17 protein-coding genes and 1 pseudogene are annotated in these 21701 nt (G+C 59.9%); 8 read left to right on the forward strand and 10 right to left on the reverse strand.

Annotated elements, in window-relative coordinates; translation table 11 throughout:
- Positions 1 to 97: 97 nt before the first annotated feature.
- The 4 genes from X760_RS47075 to X760_RS47090 all read right to left on the reverse strand — a co-directional run bounded on the left by X760_RS47075 (position 98) and on the right by X760_RS47090 (position 5439).
- Complete coding sequence (locus tag X760_RS47075) at positions 98 to 1270, reverse strand: hypothetical protein (RefSeq protein ID WP_023717688.1); 1173 nt, start codon at positions 1268 to 1270, stop codon at positions 98 to 100.
- Positions 1260 to 2294: a hypothetical protein gene (locus X760_RS47080; protein ID WP_156948028.1), complete on the reverse strand. Its 1035-nt coding sequence runs from the start codon at positions 2292 to 2294 to the stop codon at positions 1260 to 1262. Before X760_RS47080 ends, X760_RS47075 begins: the two co-directional genes overlap by 11 nt.
- Before the next feature lie 161 nt (positions 2295 to 2455).
- The gene (locus X760_RS47085; protein ID WP_156948029.1) at positions 2456 to 3568 is read right to left on the reverse strand and encodes a hypothetical protein; all 1113 of its coding nucleotides are present in this window, start codon (positions 3566 to 3568) and stop codon (positions 2456 to 2458) included.
- 65 nt (positions 3569 to 3633) lie between these two features.
- Positions 3634 to 5439: an ABC transporter ATP-binding protein gene (locus X760_RS47090; protein WP_051409617.1), complete on the reverse strand. Its 1806-nt coding sequence runs from the start codon at positions 5437 to 5439 to the stop codon at positions 3634 to 3636.
- Between the two features lie 525 nt (positions 5440 to 5964).
- Here X760_RS47090 and X760_RS47095 point away from each other — a divergent pair.
- The 3 genes from X760_RS47095 to X760_RS47105 all read left to right on the forward strand — a co-directional run bounded on the left by X760_RS47095 (position 5965) and on the right by X760_RS47105 (position 10423).
- On the forward strand, positions 5965 to 7803 hold the full coding sequence (locus X760_RS47095) for a carbamoyltransferase (RefSeq protein WP_031193594.1): 1839 nt from the start codon (positions 5965 to 5967) through the stop codon (positions 7801 to 7803).
- 282 nt (positions 7804 to 8085) lie between these two features.
- Positions 8086 to 8898, forward strand: a complete 813-nt coding sequence (locus X760_RS74415) for an SGNH/GDSL hydrolase family protein (protein WP_198030462.1) — start codon at positions 8086 to 8088, stop codon at positions 8896 to 8898.
- Between the two features lie 448 nt (positions 8899 to 9346).
- Positions 9347 to 10423, forward strand: coding sequence for a GSCFA domain-containing protein (locus X760_RS47105; protein WP_084642470.1), 1077 nt, complete (start codon positions 9347 to 9349; stop codon positions 10421 to 10423).
- Between the two features lie 83 nt (positions 10424 to 10506).
- Here X760_RS47105 and X760_RS47110 read toward each other — a convergent pair whose 3' ends face one another.
- From X760_RS47110 to X760_RS73630, 5 genes are all read right to left on the reverse strand, one after another.
- Positions 10507 to 11238, reverse strand: a complete 732-nt coding sequence (locus tag X760_RS47110; RefSeq protein WP_198030463.1) for a TylF/MycF/NovP-related O-methyltransferase — start codon at positions 11236 to 11238, stop codon at positions 10507 to 10509.
- A gap of 683 nt (positions 11239 to 11921) precedes the next feature.
- Complete coding sequence (locus X760_RS77135; protein WP_198030464.1) at positions 11922 to 12074, reverse strand: hypothetical protein; 153 nt, start codon at positions 12072 to 12074, stop codon at positions 11922 to 11924.
- Between the two features lie 139 nt (positions 12075 to 12213).
- Positions 12214 to 12438, reverse strand: coding sequence for a hypothetical protein (locus tag X760_RS47120; RefSeq protein ID WP_023717697.1), 225 nt, complete (start codon positions 12436 to 12438; stop codon positions 12214 to 12216).
- A gap of 267 nt (positions 12439 to 12705) precedes the next feature.
- Positions 12706 to 12867 carry a hypothetical protein gene (locus tag X760_RS76185; protein ID WP_023717698.1) on the reverse strand — a complete coding sequence of 54 codons (162 nt, stop codon included), beginning with the start codon at positions 12865 to 12867 and terminating at the stop codon, positions 12706 to 12708.
- A gap of 435 nt (positions 12868 to 13302) precedes the next feature.
- Positions 13303 to 13557: a hypothetical protein gene (locus X760_RS73630; protein WP_198030465.1), complete on the reverse strand. Its 255-nt coding sequence runs from the start codon at positions 13555 to 13557 to the stop codon at positions 13303 to 13305.
- On the opposite strand from X760_RS73630, the gene X760_RS47130 reads away from it, so the two are divergent.
- Positions 13557 to 14960: an isoprenylcysteine carboxylmethyltransferase family protein gene (locus X760_RS47130; RefSeq protein WP_156948030.1), complete on the forward strand. Its 1404-nt coding sequence runs from the start codon at positions 13557 to 13559 to the stop codon at positions 14958 to 14960. The two genes, X760_RS73630 and X760_RS47130, sit on opposite strands and share 1 nt — an antisense overlap.
- Before the next feature lie 36 nt (positions 14961 to 14996).
- Here the strand turns inward: X760_RS47130 and X760_RS47135 are convergent, their stop codons facing one another.
- On the reverse strand, positions 14997 to 15299 hold the full coding sequence (locus X760_RS47135) for a DUF982 domain-containing protein (RefSeq protein ID WP_023717701.1): 303 nt from the start codon (positions 15297 to 15299) through the stop codon (positions 14997 to 14999).
- A gap of 221 nt (positions 15300 to 15520) precedes the next feature.
- Between X760_RS47135 and X760_RS47140 the strand changes: the two genes are divergently transcribed.
- From X760_RS47140 to otsB, 4 genes and pseudogenes are all read left to right on the forward strand, one after another.
- A complete protein-coding gene (locus X760_RS47140; RefSeq protein WP_023717702.1) occupies positions 15521 to 16582 on the forward strand; it encodes a glycosyltransferase family 4 protein in 1062 nt (353 codons plus the stop codon).
- 48 nt (positions 16583 to 16630) lie between these two features.
- Positions 16631 to 18793, forward strand: a complete 2163-nt coding sequence (locus X760_RS47145; protein ID WP_023717703.1) for an amylo-alpha-1,6-glucosidase — start codon at positions 16631 to 16633, stop codon at positions 18791 to 18793.
- Between the two features lie 175 nt (positions 18794 to 18968).
- Positions 18969 to 20760: pseudogene (locus X760_RS47150) on the forward strand (trehalose-6-phosphate synthase).
- Complete coding sequence (gene otsB, locus X760_RS47155; protein ID WP_023717704.1) at positions 20757 to 21599, forward strand: trehalose-phosphatase; 843 nt, start codon at positions 20757 to 20759, stop codon at positions 21597 to 21599. The pseudogene X760_RS47150 and the gene otsB overlap by 4 nt, the downstream one beginning before the upstream one ends.
- The last annotated feature ends 102 nt before the right edge of the window (positions 21600 to 21701 follow it).

Below are 21701 nucleotides of genomic sequence, written 5' to 3' on the forward strand. Positions count from 1 at the left end.
GCCGGCAGTTTACAGCGTTCTCGCCGTAAAAAAAGGCCCTTGACCACTTGGCTGCTGTGGCCTTCCTAGTGCGTTCGCGATGCCAGGCGTGGCGGAGTCAACTAGAGGCGATGAGTGAGCACATGTGGTGTCGCGCCTCGTCCATCACGTCGGCCCAGGGCCGTTCGCGCTTTGAGACCAGCACGGCCGAAGGATAGTAGGGCGTGCGGTCGCCCTCCACTGGCCACGAACGTTTGAAGCCGTCACCAAGGATGAAGACCGACGGGACGCCGAGGGCGCCCGCCAGGTGGGCCCCGGTGTTGCTGATGGTTACGACGGCGTCCATCGCTGCAACCTGCGCGGCGAACATGTCCATGTCGACAAGCTGATCCACGGTAGGGTCGTGCAACACACGTGTCGGGTCGCCATCGGTCAAGATTTTCAGGTCTGACTCGGTCCGGCCATATTGCAGCGAAACGAACCGAAGGTCCTGTCGGCCAAGCAGGGGACGCCACGCCGCCAGCGGCGGCAGGTCCTTGCCGGGATTGGAGCTGCCCCATGCGACGCCGACCAGCGGCCGGCCGTCCTCGCTGTAGCGGGCGCGAAGTTCAGCGACCCGCGCCGGATCCGGTTTAAGCGGGACGAAATGCTCCCGGATCGTCGCCTCATTGGTTTCGAACACAGCAGTCAGATGCTGGACGCCGGCAAAGGCCTGCGCCTCGGCGTAGGCGGCCTTGTTCCCGGGACCGACAGCCCGCACATCGGCAATGGGAAATGTCCGCTGAAACAACGGCACCAACCGATGCTCGACGAGCACGATCAATCGTGCGGCGCGGGCGAGCGCGCGGCCGACGGAACTCGCATGATGGATCGCGGTGGCCAGCCCCTGCTTCTCGGTCTCCATCAGGTCGACGAGCAGTACCTGGCCCGAGACATCCTGGCCGAGCCACTCACGCTCGACACGGCCTTCAACGATATGGCGCCGGGCGATCTTGAGTTCGGCCGCCGGTCCGTAAGCGCCCATCCGCATCAGCGCCTTGCCGAGCTCGTCGAGCAGATGTACCTCGCCCCTCGACTTCGCGATCGATGCTAGCGCCAGGGCTTTCGGCAGCGCGGCCGACCAATCGCGCGCCTCGATGCTTCGCCGATAATCCGCCATCTGATCGGCAATATCGCCGTCACGCCAGCGAAGGAAAAGCTGCCGCCGATGACTGCGGAACCAAACCTTGTATTTGTAACCGGCAAGCGCGATAGCGCGGCGCAACCGGAGAAGAAATCGGCTATCGGCCATCAGCAACTCCACTGATGATTTGCCTGATCCGTCCACCTGCTTCCTGCATTGCGGACGCCCATGCCTGGCCGCCTTTTCTGACCAGTCGAACGCTTGGATATGTGGCCACGGTCTCGCCGAAGGCGGGCCACGACAGCCGAAACCCGTCGTCGAGCATGACGACCGTTGGGACGCCAAGCGCCCCCGCCAGATTGGCGCCGGTATTGCTGATCGTCACCACGGCATCGAGCGCAGCGATTTGCGCGGCAAAGCGGTCCATATCCGACAACTGGTCGACGGAAGCGTCATGGATGATGCGTCCCGGCGCCCAGTGCTCGAACTCGGAGAGCGCCGGCCCGACATCGCCATATTGCAGGCTGACGAAACGTCCCGGCAGGCTGCCGAGCAACGCCCGCCAATCGTCCAGGGCCGGCAGGTCCTTGGCCTTGTTCAGGCTTCCCCAGGCAAAGCCGATCAGAGGACCGGGGCCGCGATCGAGGTAGGTGCTGCGCAACTCGGCGACCAATCGGCGGTCCGGCTCCAACGGGACGAAGGGCGCGCGTGCTGCCGGTTCATCCGGCCAGAAGTGCTTCGCCAGTGTCTCGAAGCAGGCGAAGACATCGGCGTCCACCGCCGCCACCTCCCCCTGTTCCTCCAGCCTGAGATCGAGCGCAGGATATGTTCGGCGATAGAGTGGCACCAGTCGCGGCTCGACCGAGACGATGCATCGCTCGGCAGCCGCGACCACCGGGCCAAGCAACGACGCGAACTGAAGGAAAATCGCAAGGTCGCCTTCGCGGCGCTCGACGGCAAGCCTGCGACCCGCAAGATCACTGCCATCCCATTCGGGCCTGCCTGGCATTTGCTTGCTCGACGCAATCAACCGCCAGGCACGGTTTCCGCCGCCGAGACGTCTGAGCCCACGCCCGGCTTTCTTGACAAGCCCGCGATCGCCAAGCTGCTCACCGAGCAGGCCGAGTGCCAGCGCATGGTCCCGGGCCGCCTTCCAGTCGCTTCGCTCGACGCTCTCCGCCATCAGCCTCATATGCCGTTCGACGCTTTCGTCGGCATGACGCGAGGGCCGTTTAAGAAGTTCCTTTGCTCGATCAAAAAGCGTCTGTAGCCGCTTGCCCGCGCCTGCTTGCGGGCGCAGGTCCGCAGCTTTTGCTTTTTGAAGGACGGATCGTCTGTTCGGCACGGCGATCCTCAACAGGCAGCGTCGGAATGCGTCGTCAAGATCGACGAGAGTCTTTGACCAACCTCGTCGAGCACCACCGACCACGCGCGCCCTTCCTTACGAATGACGACGCCCTTCGGATACCAGGGCGTTCGATCGCCGATGACTGGCCACGCCGTCTGAAAATTGTCGTCGATCAGGAAAATAGTCGGAATACCAAGTGCTCCGGATAGATGAGCCGCCGTGTTGCTGATCGTCACGACGGCATCGAGCGCTGCGACCTGTGCAGCGAACCGGTCCATATCGACCATCTGGTCAACGCTGTCGTCATAGATAAGACGCGCGTCATTGCCATTGCGCAGGCGCCGCAGCGCCGGCTTGATCTGTCCGTACTGAAGCGAAACGAATGTCGCTTGTGTCTGGGCGATGAACCGTGCCCATTCGGGGAAGTCAGGCACGTCCTTGGTGTGGGATTTGCTACCCCAGGAGAGGCCGACCAGCGGCAGATCCGTGATCGAGCGATAATGCTTGCGGAATGTCTCGACGAGCCCAGGATCTGCTCGCAGCGGCACGAAGTCGGCGGCAAGTTTCTCGGCATCGCGTCCGAACACCCAGGCGAGATCTTCGAAGGTCGCATGTTTGTCGCCGATCACATCCTGCTGCGCCGGGACCACGGTCGCCTTCGGGAACGTTCGCTGCAGAATTGATATGAGCCGCGGCTCTGCCCGAATTGTTGCACTTTGCGCATAGGCAGCGGCGGCGCCGGCCAGTCGCGCGTGGCGGATAACCCGGCCAAGGCTGCGCGGGTCATCCTCCACAAGATCGATCAGCAGTGTATCCGAACCGAGGTTCTCCCCGGTCCACTCGTTGGCATTTTTCCCCTTCCGCAGCCGGCGAGCGGTAAGCCGTAGCTCGGCCGCCCGGGCGAAGTTGCCCAGCCGTTCGAAGGCCTGTCCTGCCTTCTGCATCAGCTCGGCGTTGCGGGAACGGTCAGCCATGATGGCCATTTCATTGATACTTGCTTCAAGGCCTGTCCAGTCCCTGCGCGCGATCAGCGCGTCGGCCTTGGCCTGCAGCTCAAGAACGGAATGAGGCTTGGAGCCGGCAAACAATGTCCGCGCGGCCTTTGTGTATCGGCGCAATCGCAGGCCTATCCCAGCAATCACATACCTGACATAGGAACCGTGATAAAAACTGGTCATCGCCGTCAGCGCAAAACGCTTTGCCGCAGCTGCTTGCTGCCCTCGACGATCGGGCCGGACGCCTCCAGGTGAAAGATCGAGCGATAAATTTCGCTGCGCCTGGCAAGCTCGTCATGAGTCCCGGCGTCCGCCAGAATGCCAGCGTCAAACACCAGGATGCGATCGGCTGCCTTGATGGTTGAAAGCCTGTGCGCAATGCAGATCACCGTGCGCTCGAATGCATCGTCGAAAGCAGCCTCCATGACCGCCCGTTCGTTTTCGCCGTCAAGCGCGGACGTTGCTTCATCATAGACGATTACCGGAGCATTCTTGAGCAGCGCGCGCGCGATGGCGACGCGTTGTTTCTGCCCGCCCGACAGGTTGGTGCCACTCGGCCCGACAAGAGTGTCGAGCCCGTTTTCAAGGCTGGAGGAAAAGCTGGTGACCCGGGCGAGGTCCGCCGCGGACTCGATTTCCTGATCGGTGGCGCCCGGGCGTCCGTCGCGGATGTTGTCGCGGATCGAGCCTTCGAACAGGAAGACATCCTGTGACACCAGTGCGATATTGTCGCGAACGTCGGCGAGGCCGATCTTGGAAATGTCCTTTCCGTCGATGAGGATCCGGCCCTTGTCCGGCTCAATGAGGCGCAGGATCAGATTGACGATGGTGGTCTTGCCGGCGCCGGAGCGGCCGACGATCGCCAGCTTCTCACGGGGCCGTACCTCGAAGGAAACGCCGTGCAGCGCCGGGCTGTTGCCTTCGTAGGAGAAGGCCACATCTTCAAAACGGATACCGCCCTCGACATCGGTGAGGCGCTCGCCGGCGGTTGCGAGTTGTCGCTGCTCGGGCGTATCGATCAAATCATACATCTGCTCAACCGCCACCATCTGCTTCTGGATATCGACATTGACGCGGGCCAGCCGCTTGGCGGGCTCATAGGCAAGCAGAAAGGCCGTTATGAAGGCCATGAACTCGCCCGGGGTCTTGCCGTTGCCGAGGGTCTGCCAACTGGCATAAATGACGAACAGCCCGATGATCACGCCGCCGCCGGTCTCCATCAACGGACTCATCAACGCTGACGTCCGGTTTATCTGGATGCCGCGCCTTTCCATCTTGCCGACGGCCTTTGCGAAGCTGGCGACCGCCTTGTCTTCGAGCTGAAAGGACTTGATGGTCCGGATACCTTCGACGGCTTCCGTGCCGATCGACTGGACCAGTGCAGCCAACTCCGTCTCGCCCCTTGCCAGCGCCTTGAGCTTCCTGGTTATGGCGCCCACCGACAGGAACAGCAGCGGCAGAACCGCCACGGATATCAGCGACATCATCGGATCCTGCTTGACCATGACGCTTGCCAGGCCAATCAGCGTCAGCACATCGGAGACGGTGCTGCTCGTGAGCGTCAGAATAACGGATGACCCGGCGCGCGCGTTGAACATGATCTTGGAGACGAATTTCGCCGGATGCTGATTGGCGAAACGACCGATGTCGAAACGCACCATTCGAGAAAACTGGCGGTTTTGCAGGTCCGAGACGATAGCCCGGCGAATCTTTCCCGTCGTGATGGTCTGGCAATAGGCGGCTATGCCCTTAACCAGGAAAATGCCGATGATTACGGCGCTGATACCCCATGCGGCGGCAGCGTTGCGTTCCACATAGATGCTATTGACCATGGTGCTCATGATCCAAGCCGACGCGGCGGTCGTCGCCGCAACGGCGATCGAACACAGCAAACCGGCGAGATACAGCGTTTTGTGCGGCGGCAGGTTCTCGATGATCAGACGCTTAACCAGCGGGTATGCCAGCACCGCCGAAATTCGTCTCTTTGCGCTCATTCCATTTCCCGATGCGATGTGCGTTGGTACCGGAGGGCCTCTGCTCTCTGCCGACCCGCACGATTTCGGGACGCCGCTTGAGCATCCGCGATAGTTCATATCCTATTCCATGTCTGTGGCTTCGTTCGGAGCCGCAGTCAATGCCGAACCCGACTCATTGAATGGCGACCGTCAAGGCTGCCGCACGGGCTCAATCGGCTCGGTGATACGCCGCGTCCTTGACAAGCTTTGTTCCTTCGGCTCAATCGTTTGCCAATAGCTTGGGTGCATTCTCGTGGTGGGCGAAAATAGTGTCTGACATTCACAACGTGCCCTCCAAGAGGGCTGCGACCAATGGTTGGTTTTCCGACTTGGTGTGTGCATCGACGTTCTTTGGGGTGGTATTTCCCGTCGGATTTGCACGCCGGTTGGTCAGAGTGATCTGCCGACGGCTCCAAAGAACGCATTCCAATGATACATTTTGGATTGAACGAAGAACCAAGAACGATTTGAACTCGATGACCAATCAGTTTTGAAGACAATATTATGACCAATATATTGGGCATATCGGCTTTCTACCACGACAGCGCGGCCTCCCTCGTCGTCGACGGCGCCATCATTTCGGCGGCCCAGGAGGAGCGGTTCACCCGTCGAAAAGCCGACGAACGCTTCCCCTCAAACGCCATTCGGTCCGTTTTGCAGACCGGCGGTGTCTTGCTGAAGGATGTGGACTACGTCGTATTCTATGAAAAGCCGCTGCTAAAATTTTCGCGTCTGCTTGAAACCTATCTCGACGCCGCTCCTAGCGGATTCGATTCATTCCGAAAGGCGATGCCCGCTTGGCTGACGGGAAAATTATTTCAGAAGAGGATCATTTTCGACGAACTCCGCAGAATCGACCGCGGCTTCAAGGATCCATCCCGGATCCTTTTTTCCGAACACCACGTGAGCCACGCGGCCAGCGCGTTTTTCCCGTCGCCCTTTAACGAAGCTGTGGTTTTGACTCTCGACGGCGTTGGCGAGAAAGCAACCACGACAGTTGCGATCGGCAGGGGCGCAACTCTCGATGTCGTGCGGGAATTGCGGTTTCCGCATTCGCTCGGGCTTCTATACGCAGCGTTCTGTTATTATCTCGGCTTCAAGATAAACAGTGGCGAATACAAGGTGATGGGGCTGGCCCCCTATGGTGTGCCTCGGTTCAAATCGCTGATCCTGGAAAAGCTGGTCGACCTGAAGGAGGACGGAACCTTCCGTCTCGACCAAAGCTATTTCGCGTATGCCACTGGACTGAAAATGACGAACGCACGGTTCGCCAGCCTCTTCGGACAGCCGGTAAGGCGCCCTGATACCGATCCGTTAACTGATTTTCACATGGACGTTGCCGCGTCCATCCAAGCCGTCGCCGATGAGATCGTTCTTCGGCTGACCCGCAGCTTGGCACGAGATTTTGCAATTCCCAATCTGTGCATGGCCGGCGGTGTGGCGCTTAACTGCGTGGCGAACGGCAAAGTGCTCAGAGATGGTGCCTTCAAGAGAATCTGGGTTCAGCCCGCAGCCGGCGACGCAGGAGGCTCGCTTGGGGCAGCACTCGCCGCCTGGCATCTTAAACTCGGCGGTGAGCGGGTTATAGCCAAGCAAGATTCCATGAAAGGGAGTTATCTCGGTCCGGAATTCGGTCAGAGCGAGATCGAAGCGCAACTCAGCCGAGCCAAAGCCGTTTTCGAAGTCATGCCAACCGACCAACTGATCGATGCCACGGCTGCGGCGCTGGCCGACGGCAAGGCGGTGGGGTGGTTCCAGGGCAGGATGGAATTCGGACCACGGGCGCTTGGCAACAGATCCATCCTTGCAGATCCGCGGTCGGACCATATGCAGAAGACGCTCAATCTCAAGGTCAAGTTTCGCGAGAGTTTTCGTCCGTTCGCCCCCTCAGTCCTGTCGGCACATGTGTCGGACTGGTTCGATCTGGAGGGTGAATCGCCTTATATGCTCCTCGTTGCTCCGGTTAAGCAGAGCCGTCACCGCGCGATGACTGCATCCGAGGCCGCTATGTTCGGAATAGACAAGCTGAACGTCCGTCGGTCCGAGATTCCTGCCGTCACGCATGTCGACTATTCGGCCAGGATTCAGACGGTGCACGTCGAGACCAACCCGCTATACCACGCGTTGATCACCCGGTTTGAAGCGCTTACCGGCTGTCCTGTCTTGGTGAACACCAGTTTCAATGTGCGCAGCGAGCCGATCGTATGTTCCCCGACGGATGCTTTTCGCTGCTTCATGGGAACGGATCTGGACGTGCTGGTGGCTGGTAACTGCGTTCTCCATAAGCCGAAGCAGGATTCCGCCCTCGCAATGGACTACCGCGGTGAGTTTGAGCCCGATTGAGCACGCGCACGAAAGGCGTTGCTACATGGTGTCGAGATGAACGTGGTTAAAAAGCAACTTTGGAGAGCGCGGCGCACTTTGCGCAAAGGCCTCATTATGCTTCTAGGCGATAGGGCGCTGCTCCAGATCGGTTTCCCAGGCTTGATTGCCAAATGGGCTGGTTGCCCGACACCTTTGGTTCGGCCAAACCCCTATACCCTATATGAGCTGAATCCTGTGTGGCACTCGGGCAACGGCAGATCGAGACACAATAGCCTGGGCTTCCGGGGCCCGGAAACCGCCATGCCGAAGCCGGAGCAATGTCTAAGAGTTGTCTGTATGGGAGAATCGTCTACTTATTGTACCGGAATAGAAGACGATAGCCGTACTTATCCGCACCGGCTGGGCGAATACCTGAGGGATCTGAAACCGGGAGTCGAAATTGACATCGTCAACGCAGGAGTTGGCGGATATACCTCGGTCGAGAACGTTTTGAGACTTCTTTTCCACGTAGCACCATTGTCACCTAATCTTATCGTATACTACTATACCCACAATGATGTTCATCCTCGGCGACTGGAAGGACTGTCTCGAGACTACAACCAGTATTCCTGCTCCTGGTTCGAGCCACCGTCAGGTGGCGGGCTTTCGGGTTGGTTCAAAAGACGGCAAAATCTGGCGACCGCGTATGTCGGGAACATTGTTCGACGTCGAGGCGATGGACGTCGAAATTCGAAGCACATTGCGCACAATCCACCAGACGCGTTTCGTGCGAACTTTAGTGCACTGGTCGTCCTCGCAAAGGCAGCCGGAGCCTCGGTTCTCTTCGTAAACCCCAATTATCGGCAGGAAGACCCAAACGATCCCGCTGCAAACGCGGTTTGGGAACACAGACGCATTGTGGAAGACATAGCCGAGCGAACCGGCGCCTCGGTCGTTGATCTCCATGGATCGTTGCCTTACCTTTGCCAACGCAGCGAGACTTTGGATAGAAATTATTACGACGAGGTGCATTTCACCGAGAAGGGAGCGGATTCCGCTGCCAGGATTGTTGCCAACGCGATTATGGAACAGGGTCTTCTGAACTTTTCCAAAGAGAAACCTCTAATATACTGACGTATACGAGAGAAAAACTATGAATGTTTTCCATGAATAGTATATTTTTTTGGACATCCGCTGCTTTGCTGGTTGTAGCCGCAATAGCATTGGTGCGGATGGTCATAAAAAAACGAGGAAAAGCTGACGAGGAAGCTGAGCCGGAGGACAATTACCCTCTCTGGTAGGCCCTAATCCCTCGGTCTGCCTTGGGTTACGCCAGACGTGCGCGAGAGAGATCCCCCGGTCCCAAGGGCGCGGCTCATGTTGCGTTGCCGATCCACCAAAGGCGATTTCTGCACAACTGTCGGGGTCAGCGGACAGCCCGACAGACGCCTCAATGAAGCGTGAAGCGGAACCAGACTGCGCCGCGACAACATGCGCCAAAAGAACCGCATCTGAGGTCTGACGTCGTTCGAATAGTCAATCTTGAATCCTTCTGATTGCAGCTAGCCGGGAAGCGGACTACATGTCCGGCATTGCGGTTGGGGCCAGCTGTGACCACTATGGAGCGACTGTGCCATTTCTGGAGCGAGTTAAACGAAGGTACCTTCGGATACGCAATCGACTCGGATACGCCAAACCTGTCCGTCTGATGGCGTCGGATAAATTGAACGCGAAGTATGGCGACTTTGTAAGCTCTGGCGCCATTACTATACGCAAGACCCCCGTATTAACTTCTGACGATATATTCTTCACGATGGGGAGTTGCTTTGCGCAGGAAATTCGACGCGCGTTGACAAACAGACGCATCGCATGCGTCCCGTCCTACGGAAATATCAGCTTCGACCCCGCGGAGGCCATTGTAGATGAGCTGCCTCGGCAGGAACATATGAACTTCTACAACACTTTCACTGTTCGCCTCCAGCTCGAGCAAATGCTTGGCGTGTGGGATCAGGCAGACGACGACTGGTGGCAGGTCAAGAAACGCGTCCCTTGGGGCTCGGCCAGCTTTCAGGACCCGTATCGGCGCGGTATTTTCGCCAAATCTCCGGAAGTTCTCAAAGAGGTGATCGGGAGCGTAAACCGGGAAATGCGGGCTGGCTTCGATGCCGCCACGGCATTCATATTCACCTTTGGAATGACCGAGGTCTTCATCAACAAGGCCAGTGGCAAAGCAGCAGCGCAGAAGCCGCTCTATCTCGGCGGCGGCGGAATGCAGGAAACAACGCTTCACGTCAGCAGCTTTCAGGAAAACTACGCCAACGTGATGGCTGCCGTGGACATGGTCCGTGAACGCAAACCCGATGCGCCGATAATTCTCACGGTCTCACCGGTTGCATTGGCGCGCACATTTCAGGACGCGGATGTCGTCACCGCGAGCACTGAAGGCAAGTCCGTTCTTCGCGCCGTGCTTGGTCAAGTCTGCCGGGAACGGGACAATGTCCATTATCTTCCCTCGTTCGAGCTTGTCACCTATGGGGGCCTTGCTCGTAGCTACAGAGAGGACTTGCGGCACGTAAAGAACTCAGTCGTCGACGAGATCGTTGAGCAGTTCTTCAATGCCTATTTTGCTCCGTCTCAGGTGCCATCAAGCGAGAATTGATACCCCTGCCCTGCCGATTTCCATCATGGCTTTCGGCGACGTCCTCGCTTCATCCGATGGAGAGCCGCCGCAACCATTCAGGACTAGCTTGCCTTTACGACAATCGCCTGCCCCGTTGGAAGTTCGATAATGCCTTCCGGGCGGTTTTCGAAGAATTGGTCAAAGGCCTTTCGGGCTCCAGGACAGAGCGCGGAGCCGTAGTCATCGCATATGATGATGCCATGTGCGCACACCCGATCGTAGAAGAAGGCAAGCGCGTCACGCGTCGGCTCGTATAGATCGACGTCAATATGGACCAGGGCGAAACGCCGGTCGGCTACGCTGGGAAAAGTTTCCGGTATCCATCCCACATGAAAAGTTGTGTTGCCGAAGTCCGAAATATTCTCTCTGGCTACCCTCTCGTCAGTGCTGAGATCGCCGGACTTCCACGGCGTTTGGCCGTTTCGCTTGCGATCCTCTGCGGTCGGCTCCGAGAGGCCGGCGAACGAGTCGAAAAGGTGATAGTGCCGTGGCCGAAGATCGCTCATCAGCATGAATATCGTCGACCGGCCTTGCCTTACGCCGCATTCGGCCACATCGCCGTCGATCCGCTCGATCGATCGTAGGCAGCTTTGCAGGACAAAAGCTCGCGGATCTGGAATCCCGCGGATGTTTTTGACCCGCTGCAGTGCCTTGCGGAAAAATGGCTGGTCCTTCCAGACCATATGGCTGGAATAGACATAGAAGCCGTATCTGTCCGCCTTCTTCTGTGCGATCTTATACCAAGCCACGCCTCGGCGTTTGTTTGAAAAAACAGCAAGTGCCGCGTCTCTCAATTTCACCTGTATCCTCCAGCATTCGGTATGTGTTCTGATGACGGCAGAGAGAAACTCTGCCGTCATCAGACGCGAAATGACGTCGAGTTCCGACTGAAGGACATGGCCTTATCCCGCAACGAAGCGCTTCCGGTGCACGTAATAAGCCAAGATCGGGAATGGAACTCCCATGCACTGCGACTCAAGATCACGGTCACGTACCAGGCCGGTCCGGAAATTGGTCGATTGCCAGCGGAAGTTAGCACACTGCCCGGCTTAATCTGCGCGCCGCAACGATGGCGCGGCACCTCCTCATCACATATTTGCGCACAGCAGGGCAATGCCCGCAGCAGATGTGCGTCGAAAGTGTCAGGCGCCCTCGTCGCGCCTGGAGCGTCAGAGAGCCCAACTCGGCGACCAGGGAGATCAGGCCGTCGCGATCGCGGATCAGTCTCGCCGCGCTCGCCTTGGTCAGTCCCCTGCCCTCGAGATCCTGGAACGCTACGGTAGCCCTGGGCCGACAAACGGGAGCATAAATAGTTCCCCTGTCGGCAAGGCAAGCCATGTTTGTTCTTGCTTTGTGCCGGCAGCTATGCTACTAATTTGCTTATGGTGCTGATTTGCGCCAACGACCGCCTTGCCGCGACATGCGGTTTTTCAGCCAGGCTCGACAAAGCTCGCCCGCATTGCGGGCCTTTGGCCAATCACGGTCGAGTGCCAGCCTTTTCGGCAGCTTCCGAGAAGGGAAATCGGAATAGCAGCTTCCGGTTCTCGTCGCAGATTTCGAAGGAAAGACCTGTCAGGACCGGGCTGCCGCTGAGCAGGCCCTCGGCCAGGATTTCCTTGGCCGAAGCCATGGCGTTATCCTGAGCCGCGGACAAACCGTCCAACTCCTGACCCTCGAAATCTTCCGTCAAGCGGCCGTCATTGTTTCGGAAGTGAAAAAAATATCTCGGCATGCCGGTTCCGGTTGGTCGGTTTATCTAATTTTAGCCTTCATGCGTCAGGTCGATCGAACAGCACCCCCAGCCCATGTTCGAACGCACATGCCGCAATCATGTCGTCCAAGGCTTTTCCGGAGACCGGGCAATTCGGCATGACAGCCCTGATGGCGATCTCAGCCGCTGCGGTAGAAACCTCATCGTGGCGCCTCTTCCTGGTCTCGATATATTGCTCGATCAGAATTTTCAGGCGCCGCGCTGCAATCTCGTCAACGACCATGGTTCTCCCTCGATTCGGCACAATGTCCGTCTTCCGGGGTCCGTCTTGCGGGTGAACGGTCCGCCGCCATTGGGTAGCAGCGGACCACTCGGCTGGGTGAGCCAACGGCCCGAGGCGGGGGTGTCTCGGACCGCCACCACAATAGCTTCGAGAGGCCACACGTTCCACAGGACGCTGCCGTTGGTAATTTTCGTACACTGAACATTGCCGCGGGCAGTCCGGGACTGTGGGATTTTTTGGGCTAAGCCGCCGTCGCCGGATGCCGGATCAGCTCCGGCTTTGATAGCTGTAGATGCCGGCGCCGATCGCGACCGCTCCTACGGTTATCAGGATCGATGGCAGCCCCATCGACGTGGCGATGATCCCCCAGACGATGGCGACGGCAATTGCGCCGGCCGTTCCCAACACCAGTCTAAGCCGTTTCGACATTATCTGTTTCCCCCGAAAAGCGCATCTTTGGTCTTTTTCTGATCGAAATACCGCAATGCGGCACCATTGTCTGCGCTTTGTCCAACGTTTTTACGCCGCCCCTGAGCCCGACCGCTGAGGCGTAAGCGATCCGTATGCGGCCTTGTTGCAAACACCCGCTCGACAATGAGGAAGCTTGGGCGAAAGCCCGAGAAGCGAGGCGTCAGAAAGCGAGGTATCTATGCAAAATTTTCGGAATTTACTCCGGTTCACAATCATGGGCATGGCGGCCACGACAACCGCAATAGTCATCACAGGCCTTACCCCCGAGACAACCGAAGCGACTTTGATTTGCCATAGGGTGGTCTGCCAGAAGGCGAGCAATGAACGCAGTGCTTTCGGCACCAAATATCAGCGCAAGTGCACCTGCGAAAATGTAAGCGAGGGCGCTAACAACTATCCCTCCCCGCGCAACGCCAACAAGGGGCCCATCGGCGGTTCGAGCGGCACCAGCAGTTCAGGCGGCAGTAGTGGTTCGAGCGGCACCAGCAGCTCAAGCGGCAGCAGTGGTTCGAGCGGCACCAGCAGCTCAAGCGGCAGCAGTGGTTCGAGTGGCAGCAGCGGCTCGAGCGGCACCAGCGGCTCGAGCGGCACCAGTGGTTCAAGCGGCAGCAGCGGTTCGAGTGGCAGCAGTGGTTCAAGCGGCGGCAATGACGGAACAAGCAGCGGCGGATCCAACGGCAGCGGTGGAGTGTAGCAGCTGCTCAAGTGGCTCCAGCGGCGGCGGGTGGGCACACCACGTGACCCGTGCCGGCCGCCCACGACGATCAAACCCTCACGACAACGGGAGTAGTAGCTTGACGCTCCAACCGAAATCCGCGACCGCGCCCCTCACCGGCCTTGCAGGACTGCTTGGTCTTGCGCTGGCCGTCGGGGTGCTCGTCGACAGAAGCTGGCCTGTGCATTTGCAGGCCATGACTGTCATTGCAGCTACCGCGGCAGCGATGATCGCGGTCGACACGGCCTATTTCCAGACGTTTCGAAGGCGTTCAACGGGATTGCAGGCAAAGCCGATGCGAGCGCTTGAAGTCGAGCGCGTCATGCGCAAACTCATCGGCTTCATCGTCACGCTCACGACGATTGCCGCAGTCTACTGGATATTGCCGGAATACCGGCGTGAGTTTTACGCCCCCTACTGGGCAGCTCTCTACGACACCTTGCCGGCGCTGCTCGTCACCGCGCCGTTTTATGTTGCTTATGTCGATCGCCGGCAAACCGATCCGGAAGATTCATATGCCGAAATCGGTGCATTCGTCCTCGGCGGCGCCGTGCCGCAAAGGACTGAGCAGATACGCCAGCATGTGCGGGGCTGGATCGTCAAAGGCTTCTTCCTGCCGCTGATGTTCGTCTATCTGTGCTCCGCGCTAGGTTCGATCCTGGCCGGACTGGAACAACCGTATCAATTCGACATCATGCGCTGGCACGCTTTTGCAATCGATCTCCTGTTCATGGTGGATGTCCTTGTCGCGGTCGTCGGCTACATTTTCACGCTGCGCGTCCTCGACAACCATATCCGCACCGTCGAGCCCACTGTGTTCGGCTGGCTGGTTTGTCTTGCCTGTTATGAACCCATGAATGCCGCCACCCGTGCCTACCTGAATTACGAAACGGGCGCCAACTGGACGGCGGTGATGCCCACACCGGCGCTCCAGGTTTTCTGGGGATCGGCGATCGTCTTCTGCGTCTTGATTTTTGTCTGGTCCACCGTGAGCTTTGGCCTGAGATTTTCCAATCTCACCAACCGCGGAATCATCACCTGCGGACCGTATCGCTGGATCAAGCACCCCGCCTATGTTTCGAAAAACCTCTCCTGGTGGCTGGTCTCCGTCCCTTTCCTCACCGCTACGGGACCCGCTGAAGCGCTGCGGCACTCCGCCATCCTGCTCGGGCTCAACGCCGTCTATGCACTTCGCGCCATCACCGAGGAACGCCATCTGTCACGCGACCCCGATTACGCCGCCTATTGCGATTACATCGCCGAGAACGGTGCTGTAGCCCAGTTCAAACGACTGTTCGCGAAAGCGAGTCGGTCGCCGATCGGGCGTTCCGGCTGAATGATATCTTGTTTTGAGGGTTAGCGGCAGCTGGCGCTATCGTCGCAGCGCATCCGCGCGATGCCGATCCTCGCCGCTCACCGGCAACGGCCGATCGCCCTCGAGCAGGCGGGTGATCCGGGCGAAGCCGGCAAAAGCCTTTCTCGCTTCCTCGGCCGACATCCGGCCGGCCATGGCCGCAGCACAGCAATTCACCGCACATTGGTAAACCGGCCCGCGCCGCCCGGCCGGCCATTTTCGCAGGAATGCCATCGCTTCGGCAACGCTGTCGATCTCCTCCACAGGCTGTCCCTGTCCGCGCAAAATCCGCACGGGCGAAAAGAATTGCAAGCGGTCCATCGTTTCCTCCCCGTCGACCGGATGCGTACGATCGAACCCCACTAAACTCGCGAACTGGCCCTTTGGTTCCCGGCAAAAGAGGCTTGCCGTGAAAAATGTTGGCTGGACGAGAAGTTCCAGCAGTCCCAATTGCGCGACATCTTGCCGTTGTACGGGAACGTTAGCGCGGCTGATGCATTTCGATCCCACGAGCAGTCTTTTTTTGAGGGAAATGCCAAAACATGAGAATAGCCCATGTGGCGCCGCTCCATGAATCCGTGCCACCCCGGTTCTATGGAGGGACGGAGCGCATCGTCTCCTATCTGACCGAAGGATTGGTCGAGCTTGGCCATGACGTGACCCTGTTCGCCAGCGGCGATACCGAGACGTCGGCGAAATTGGTGGCGTGTCGCGAGCGTGCGCTGCGTCTCGATCCGCGCCCCCACAAATCCGAAACCGCGGCGCATCTCTCGATGCTTGCCGAGGTGAGGAACCGTGCGCAGCAGTTCGACGTCATCCACTTCCATCTCAGCCACTTCCTGCATTTTCCTTTCTTCGAACACATGCCCGACCGGACGGTGACAACACCGCATGGCAGGCTCGACTATGTCGATCTGGCGCCGGCCTACGAACGTTTTCCGCGCTTTCCGATGATCTCGATTTCCCGCAGCCAGAGAGCCGGGCTCGCCAAGGCTAATTGGCTGGCGACCATCCATCACGGGCTGCCGATCGATATCTACGAGCCGACTTTCGAGACGGATGCGGACGAGCCGTATCTGGCGTTCCTGGGCCGGCTGTCGCGCGACAAGCGCCCCGATCGTGCCATCGAGATCGCCTTGCGCTCCGGGCTGAAACTGAAGCTTGCCGCAAAGATCGGCGATGACGACCGCGCGTTTTTCCACGACACTGTCGAGCCGCTGATCGACGGCGACCGTGTCGACTATATCGGCGAGATCGAAGAGGACGGAAAGGCGGAATTCCTCGGCAAGGCGGCCGGCCTGCTGTTTCCGATCGATTGGCCGGAGCCGTTCGGCCTTGCCGCGATAGAGGCGATGGCCTGCGGCACGCCGGTAATCGCCTGGAATTGCGGTGCCCTGCCGGAGATCATCGACCACGGTGTGACCGGTTTCCTTGTCGATACAGTCGACGCTGCGGTCGCCTCGATACCGGAATTGCTACGCCTCGACAGGCGTCAGGTGAGAGCCGTATTCGAGAACCGTTTTTCTGCCACGAGAATGGCCCACGACTATGTGGCAGCCTATGCGCACCTGATCGGTGCTCCCGGTGAAGCGAGAGCGTCCTGATCGGCGTCATTGTGGAAGTTGAGAACGAAACGACAGAGTTTGTGACGAATGAATCAACTCGACGAGCGTAAGCTTGATCCCGCCGTAGCCCTTGCCTCTCTCGACGAGGTCGCGCCTCGGGAGCCGCACCGGCTGTTCGCCCTCAAGCAAGGCGACTGCTTCGCGGTGGCCGACGCCTATGGCGACATCCGCGGCGCCGGCGACGGCTTTTTCCGAGACGACACGCGTGTGCTTTCGGAATTTCGGTTGACGGTCGGTGGCCGGCAAATGTCACTGCTCGGCGCATCGCTCAGCCAGGACAATGTGCTTTTCACCTCGAACCTGACCAATGTGCCGATTCAGAGTGTCGGTGGCCGGGATATTCCGCAGGGCGCGATCCACATAGAACGCGTCAGGCTGCTTTGGCAGGACCGGCTGTTCGAGCGCATCACCCTTTCCAACTACAGCCAGGAATCGTCGGCCATTCGGGTTTCCTTGCATTTCGCAGCAGATTTCCGTGACATGTTCGAGGTGCGCGGCTCGACCCGGCCCAAGCGCGGGATAGCCCATGCCGCCGAGACCAGTCCGACGTCCGTGGTGCTTCGATATGACGGGCTGGACCAGCTTGTGCGCCTGTCGGCGATCTCGTTCTCGCAAGCCCCGGACAATTTGACCACCAACCGTGCGGATTTCCTGATTGCGGTGACTAAGCGCAGCAGCGAGGTCCTCTATATCGAAGTCGGCCCGGAAGTGGCGGAGACACCCGACCGCGACCGTTTTCGGGCTGCCGCCGCCCGCGCTCGCTTCGGCATGCGCGCCAAACGCCGCCACGGCGCGACGGTGCACAGCTCTGGCCGCGTCTTCAACGACTGGATCGAGCGCGCGCGCGCGGACGTGGCGTTGCTGACCACCGAGCTTGCAACCGGACCTTACCCCTATGCCGGCATACCCTGGTTCTCGACGGCGTTTGGCCGCGACGGGGTGATCTCCGCACTGCAGATGCTGTGGTTGAATCCCGGGCTGGCGCGCGGCGTGCTCGCCTTCCTCGCCCAGCATCAGGCAACCGAAACGTCGCCGTTCAGCGATTCGCAGCCGGGCAAGATCATGCACGAGACCCGCAAGGGCGAGATGGCGGCACTGCGGGAGCTCCCGTTTGGCCGCTATTACGGCGGTGTCGACACCACGCCGCTCTACATTCATCTCGCTTGTGCCTATGCGGATCGTACCGGCGACATGGCGTTCCTCGACAGCCTGTGGCCATCGCTCTGTGCTGCGGCCGAATGGACCGAAGAGATAAGCCGCGCGACCGGCTTCGTTACCTATCAGCGCGGCGCCGAGTCCGGCCTCGCCAACCAGGGCTGGAAAGACAGCTTCGATTCGGTCTTCCATGCCGACGGTCGCATGCCCAAGGGGCCGATCGCCCTGGTGGAGGTGCAAGGCTATGTCTTTGCTGCGTTCCGTGGTCTGGCAGCGCTCGCCCGCCGCCGTGGCGAGGACGACAAGGCCGATCATTGGGACGAACGCGCCGAAACCATGCGCACCGCGGTCGAACGCCATTTCTGGATGGACGATCTCAATTTCTACGCCATGGCGATCGACGGTGCCGGCGAGGTCTGCAAGGTACGGACGTCGAATGCCGGCCATCTCCTCTATGTCGGGCTGCCCGAGCCGGAACGGGCGCAGTTGGTCGCCGATCAGCTGCTCTCGGCGTCGTTCCACTCGGGTTGGGGCGTCAGGACGCTGGCCGACGATGCGATATTCTTCAATCCCATGTCTTACCACAACGGTTCGATCTGGCCGCACGACACTGCCATGTGCGGTGCCGGCCTGGCACGTTATGGCGTACGCGACAGCGTGGTGCGGCTGATGAGCGGCACGTTCGAGTCGGCTGTCCATTTCAACATGCGGCTGCCGGAACTGTTCTGCGGCTTTACCAGGTCGCCGGGCGAAGCGCCGATCGCCTATCCCGTCGCGTGCCTGCCGCAGGCCTGGTCGGCGGGATCGGCCTTCATGTTGATGCAGGCCTGCCTTGGCCTGGAAATCGATGGCTGGGACGGTGAAATCCGGGTCACCCGCCCGAGGCTGCCGATCGGCATCGACACGCTGACACTGCGGCATCTGGGTGTCGGCTCGGTGGTGGTCGACCTCACATTCCAGCGTGTCGGTGGTCGGGTCGTCGCCTTTCTCGCCGATCGGTATGAGGGGATGGTACCGCTCATCGTGCGCACCTGACGCCGCCTCGCTGCGGCGCATCGAAAACGACGCGCGGCACCGCAATCGTCCGGAACCGATAGCCTCTTTGTGCGTTGCAAAAATGGGCGGCGTGGGAACTGTTGTTGTCGCACGGCAGCGAACCAGAAAAACCAATAAAAACGGCTATCGGCGGCCGGAGGCGAGATCACATTCCATGTCAGATTATACTGTAGACCTGCTCTGGGTTTTGCTGATTGCAAGTTTTGGCTTTTCCGCTTTTGCCATTCTCCTATCGATATCCCGCCAGCGCCGCGGCCGCGCAACGGCGGCCGCATACACGCCGAGCGAGGATGTCGCATCGGAAGCGGCACGCAAGGTGCTGCGCGAGTTCGAAAAGAACGGCCAGTCGGCCGACGCGGCGCTGGTCACATGGTCGCCCGACACATTGCGTAAGATCCTGGCCGACGACCTGCCGGACGCACAGGTCATCGTCGTGTCCAACCGCGAACCTTACATCCACAACATCAAGGATGACGGGGTCCAACTTCTGGTGCCGGCCAGCGGGCTGGTTTCGGCACTCGAGCCCATCACTCGCGCCTGTGCCGGAACCTGGATCGCCTATGGCGGCGGAACGGCAGACCGTCNCAGACCGTCTCACGGTCGACAAGGACGACCGGGTGCAAGTGCCGCCAGGCAATCCGTCCTACACGCTGCGCAGGGTCTGGCTGACGGAGGAGGAATATCAGGGCTATTATCTGGGCTTCGCCAATGAGGGCCTATGGCCGCTTTGCCATATCGCCTTCACCCGCCCGATCTTTCGCGCCTCGGACTGGGACGCCTACGAGGCCGTCAACCGCAAGTTCGCCGATACGGTGGTTGCCGAAGCACGCAACGAGCGGCCGATCGTGCTGGTGCAGGACTACCACTTCGCGCTGCTGCCGCGCATGATCCGCCAGCGCCTGCCGGACGCCATCATCATCACCTTCTGGCACATCCCGTGGCCCAATTCGGAAGTGTTCAGCATCTGTCCGTGGCGTGAGCGGATCCTGGAGGGATTGCTCGGCAGTTCGATCATCGGCTTTCATACCCAGTTCCATGCCAACAACTTCACCGAAAGTGTCGACCGCTTTCTGGAGAGCCGCATAGAACGGGCCGACGCGGCGATCTCCTATGGCGGACAGACCACGTTGGTCCACGCCTATCCCATTTCCATAGAATGGCCGGCCCAATTGCTGGCAAGTTTGCCGTCTGTCGAGGAGTGCCGCGCCCGTGTCCGCGATAGATTCGGCCTGTCTGCGGAGACCAAACTATGCGTTGGCGTCGAGCGCCTCGACTACACGAAAGGCATTCTCGATCGCTTCCATGCCTTGGACGAATTGTTCACCAGATATCCCGAATGGATAGGCAAGGTGGTTTTCCTGCAGATCGCGGCGCCGAGCCGGGGGACATTGCCGGCCTACCAGCAACTCCATGACGAATGCCGCCGCTGTGCCGAGGAGCTCAACCGGCGCTATGGCAGCGAGACATACAGCCCTATCCTGATGGTCGCCGAACATCATCGGCAGGAGCAGGTCTACGAGGTCTATCGCGCCGCCGACATCTGCATGGTCACCAGCCTGCATGACGGCATGAACCTTGTCGCCAAGGAATTCGTCGCGGCGCGCGACGACGAACAGGGCGTGCTTTTGCTCAGCACCTTCGCCGGCGCCTCGCGCGAATTGCTGGAGGCACTGATCGTCAACCCCTACGATGCAGCCATGATGAGCGAGGCGCTGTTGCAGGCGCTGACGATGACGCCGGAAGAGCAGCGCGAGCGTTTGCGGCCGATGCGCGAGATGGTCCGCGACAATAATGTCTACCGCTGGGCCGGCAGCATGTTGCTGGATGCCGCGCGCCTGCGCAAACGCGGCGATCTCGACAGGGTGACCGGAACTGGCGAGCGCCCGCCGTCGAACACCAACAACGTCATCTCGATGTTCGAGCGGGCACGGAAGGCAGCGTCGTGAAAAGCTTTGAACAACCGCCGGCGCCGGACCTGCCGGAAGGGCAATGGGCGCTCTTCCTCGACATCGACGGAACCCTGCTGGAACACGCTGCCCATCCCGACGCGGTGTCGGTCGGCGAGGAATTGCGCAATCTGCTTGGGCACATCGAGCAGCGGCTGGATGGTGCGGTCGCCTTCATCACCGGCCGCTCGATCCCCGCTGTGGACAAGCTGTTCCACCCGCTGAAGCTGAGGATCGCCGGCCTCTATGGGCTGGAGCACCGGCTGACGCCGACGGGTCCGATCGATGCCGCCGACGCGCCTGCCGACATCGCCGCCCTTGCCGACGAGATCGAGGCCGAACTGGGCAGCGGCAAGGTCTATGTCGAGCGCAAGGGTCCGGTCCTTGCCGTCCATACAAGAGCAGCGCCGCAACTGCTTGCGCCGGCAATCCAGTTGATCGAACAGGCATTGGCCCGGCTTCCGAAGGGTTATCGGGTGCTTCCCGGAAACGCCGGCGTCGAGCTCATGCCTCTGGAAGCCGTCAAAGGTGCTGCCATCCGGCGTTTCATGGACATTCCGCCCTTTGTCGGCCGGCGGCCGATATTCCTCGGAGACGACACATCGGACGAACACGGTTTCGAGGCCATCAACGAAATTGGCGGCATCTCGATCCGCGTGAAGCCGAACGGACCGACGGCCGCAACCTATGTCCTCGATGGCGTGACCGGCGCAATAGCCTGGCTCGGGGCCAATTTCGAAGTCTCGCCGGTCTCCGGTGCTCGACCGGCCGACAACAAGGCAGAGACCGAATCAAGGGCGAAGCTCAATATCGCAGCCACGGCAGCGTCCGGTCGATAAGCGCGTTTCTCATTGAATATCTTTAAGCCCAAAGCCGGCAAATCGTCTGCTTGCCGGTTCCCCTGCGTCAGGCTTAACCTGCGTGCCACGCGTGGAGGCGCG

Source organism: Mesorhizobium sp. LSHC420B00 (genome assembly GCF_000503055.1).
Classification (GTDB): Bacteria; Pseudomonadota; Alphaproteobacteria; order Rhizobiales; family Rhizobiaceae; genus Mesorhizobium.

Excerpts from the sequence above, each read along its gene's own strand:
- X760_RS47075 (WP_023717688.1), bottom strand. The coding sequence starts at position 1,270 with ATGGCCGATAGCCGATTTCTTCTCCGGTTGCGCCGCGCTATCGCGCTT.
- X760_RS47080 (WP_156948028.1), bottom strand. The coding sequence starts at position 2,294 with ATGAGGCTGATGGCGGAGAGCGTCGAGCGAAGCGACTGGAAGGCGGCC.
- X760_RS47090 (WP_051409617.1), bottom strand. The coding sequence starts at position 5,439 with ATGAGCGCAAAGAGACGAATTTCGGCGGTGCTGGCATACCCGCTGGTT.
- X760_RS47095 (WP_031193594.1), top strand. The coding sequence starts at position 5,965 with ATGACCAATATATTGGGCATATCGGCTTTCTACCACGACAGCGCGGCC.
- X760_RS74415 (WP_198030462.1), top strand. The coding sequence starts at position 8,086 with ATGCCGAAGCCGGAGCAATGTCTAAGAGTTGTCTGTATGGGAGAATCG.
- X760_RS47105 (WP_084642470.1), top strand. The coding sequence starts at position 9,347 with ATGTCCGGCATTGCGGTTGGGGCCAGCTGTGACCACTATGGAGCGACT.
- X760_RS77135 (WP_198030464.1), bottom strand. The coding sequence starts at position 12,074 with ATGGCTTCGGCCAAGGAAATCCTGGCCGAGGGCCTGCTCAGCGGCAGC.
- X760_RS47120 (WP_023717697.1), bottom strand. The coding sequence starts at position 12,438 with ATGGTCGTTGACGAGATTGCAGCGCGGCGCCTGAAAATTCTGATCGAG.
- X760_RS76185 (WP_023717698.1), bottom strand. The coding sequence starts at position 12,867 with ATGTCGAAACGGCTTAGACTGGTGTTGGGAACGGCCGGCGCAATTGCC.
- X760_RS47130 (WP_156948030.1), top strand. The coding sequence starts at position 13,557 with ATGACGGAACAAGCAGCGGCGGATCCAACGGCAGCGGTGGAGTGTAGC.
- X760_RS47135 (WP_023717701.1), bottom strand. The coding sequence starts at position 15,299 with ATGGACCGCTTGCAATTCTTTTCGCCCGTGCGGATTTTGCGCGGACAG.
- X760_RS47140 (WP_023717702.1), top strand. The coding sequence starts at position 15,521 with ATGAGAATAGCCCATGTGGCGCCGCTCCATGAATCCGTGCCACCCCGG.
- X760_RS47145 (WP_023717703.1), top strand. The coding sequence starts at position 16,631 with ATGAATCAACTCGACGAGCGTAAGCTTGATCCCGCCGTAGCCCTTGCC.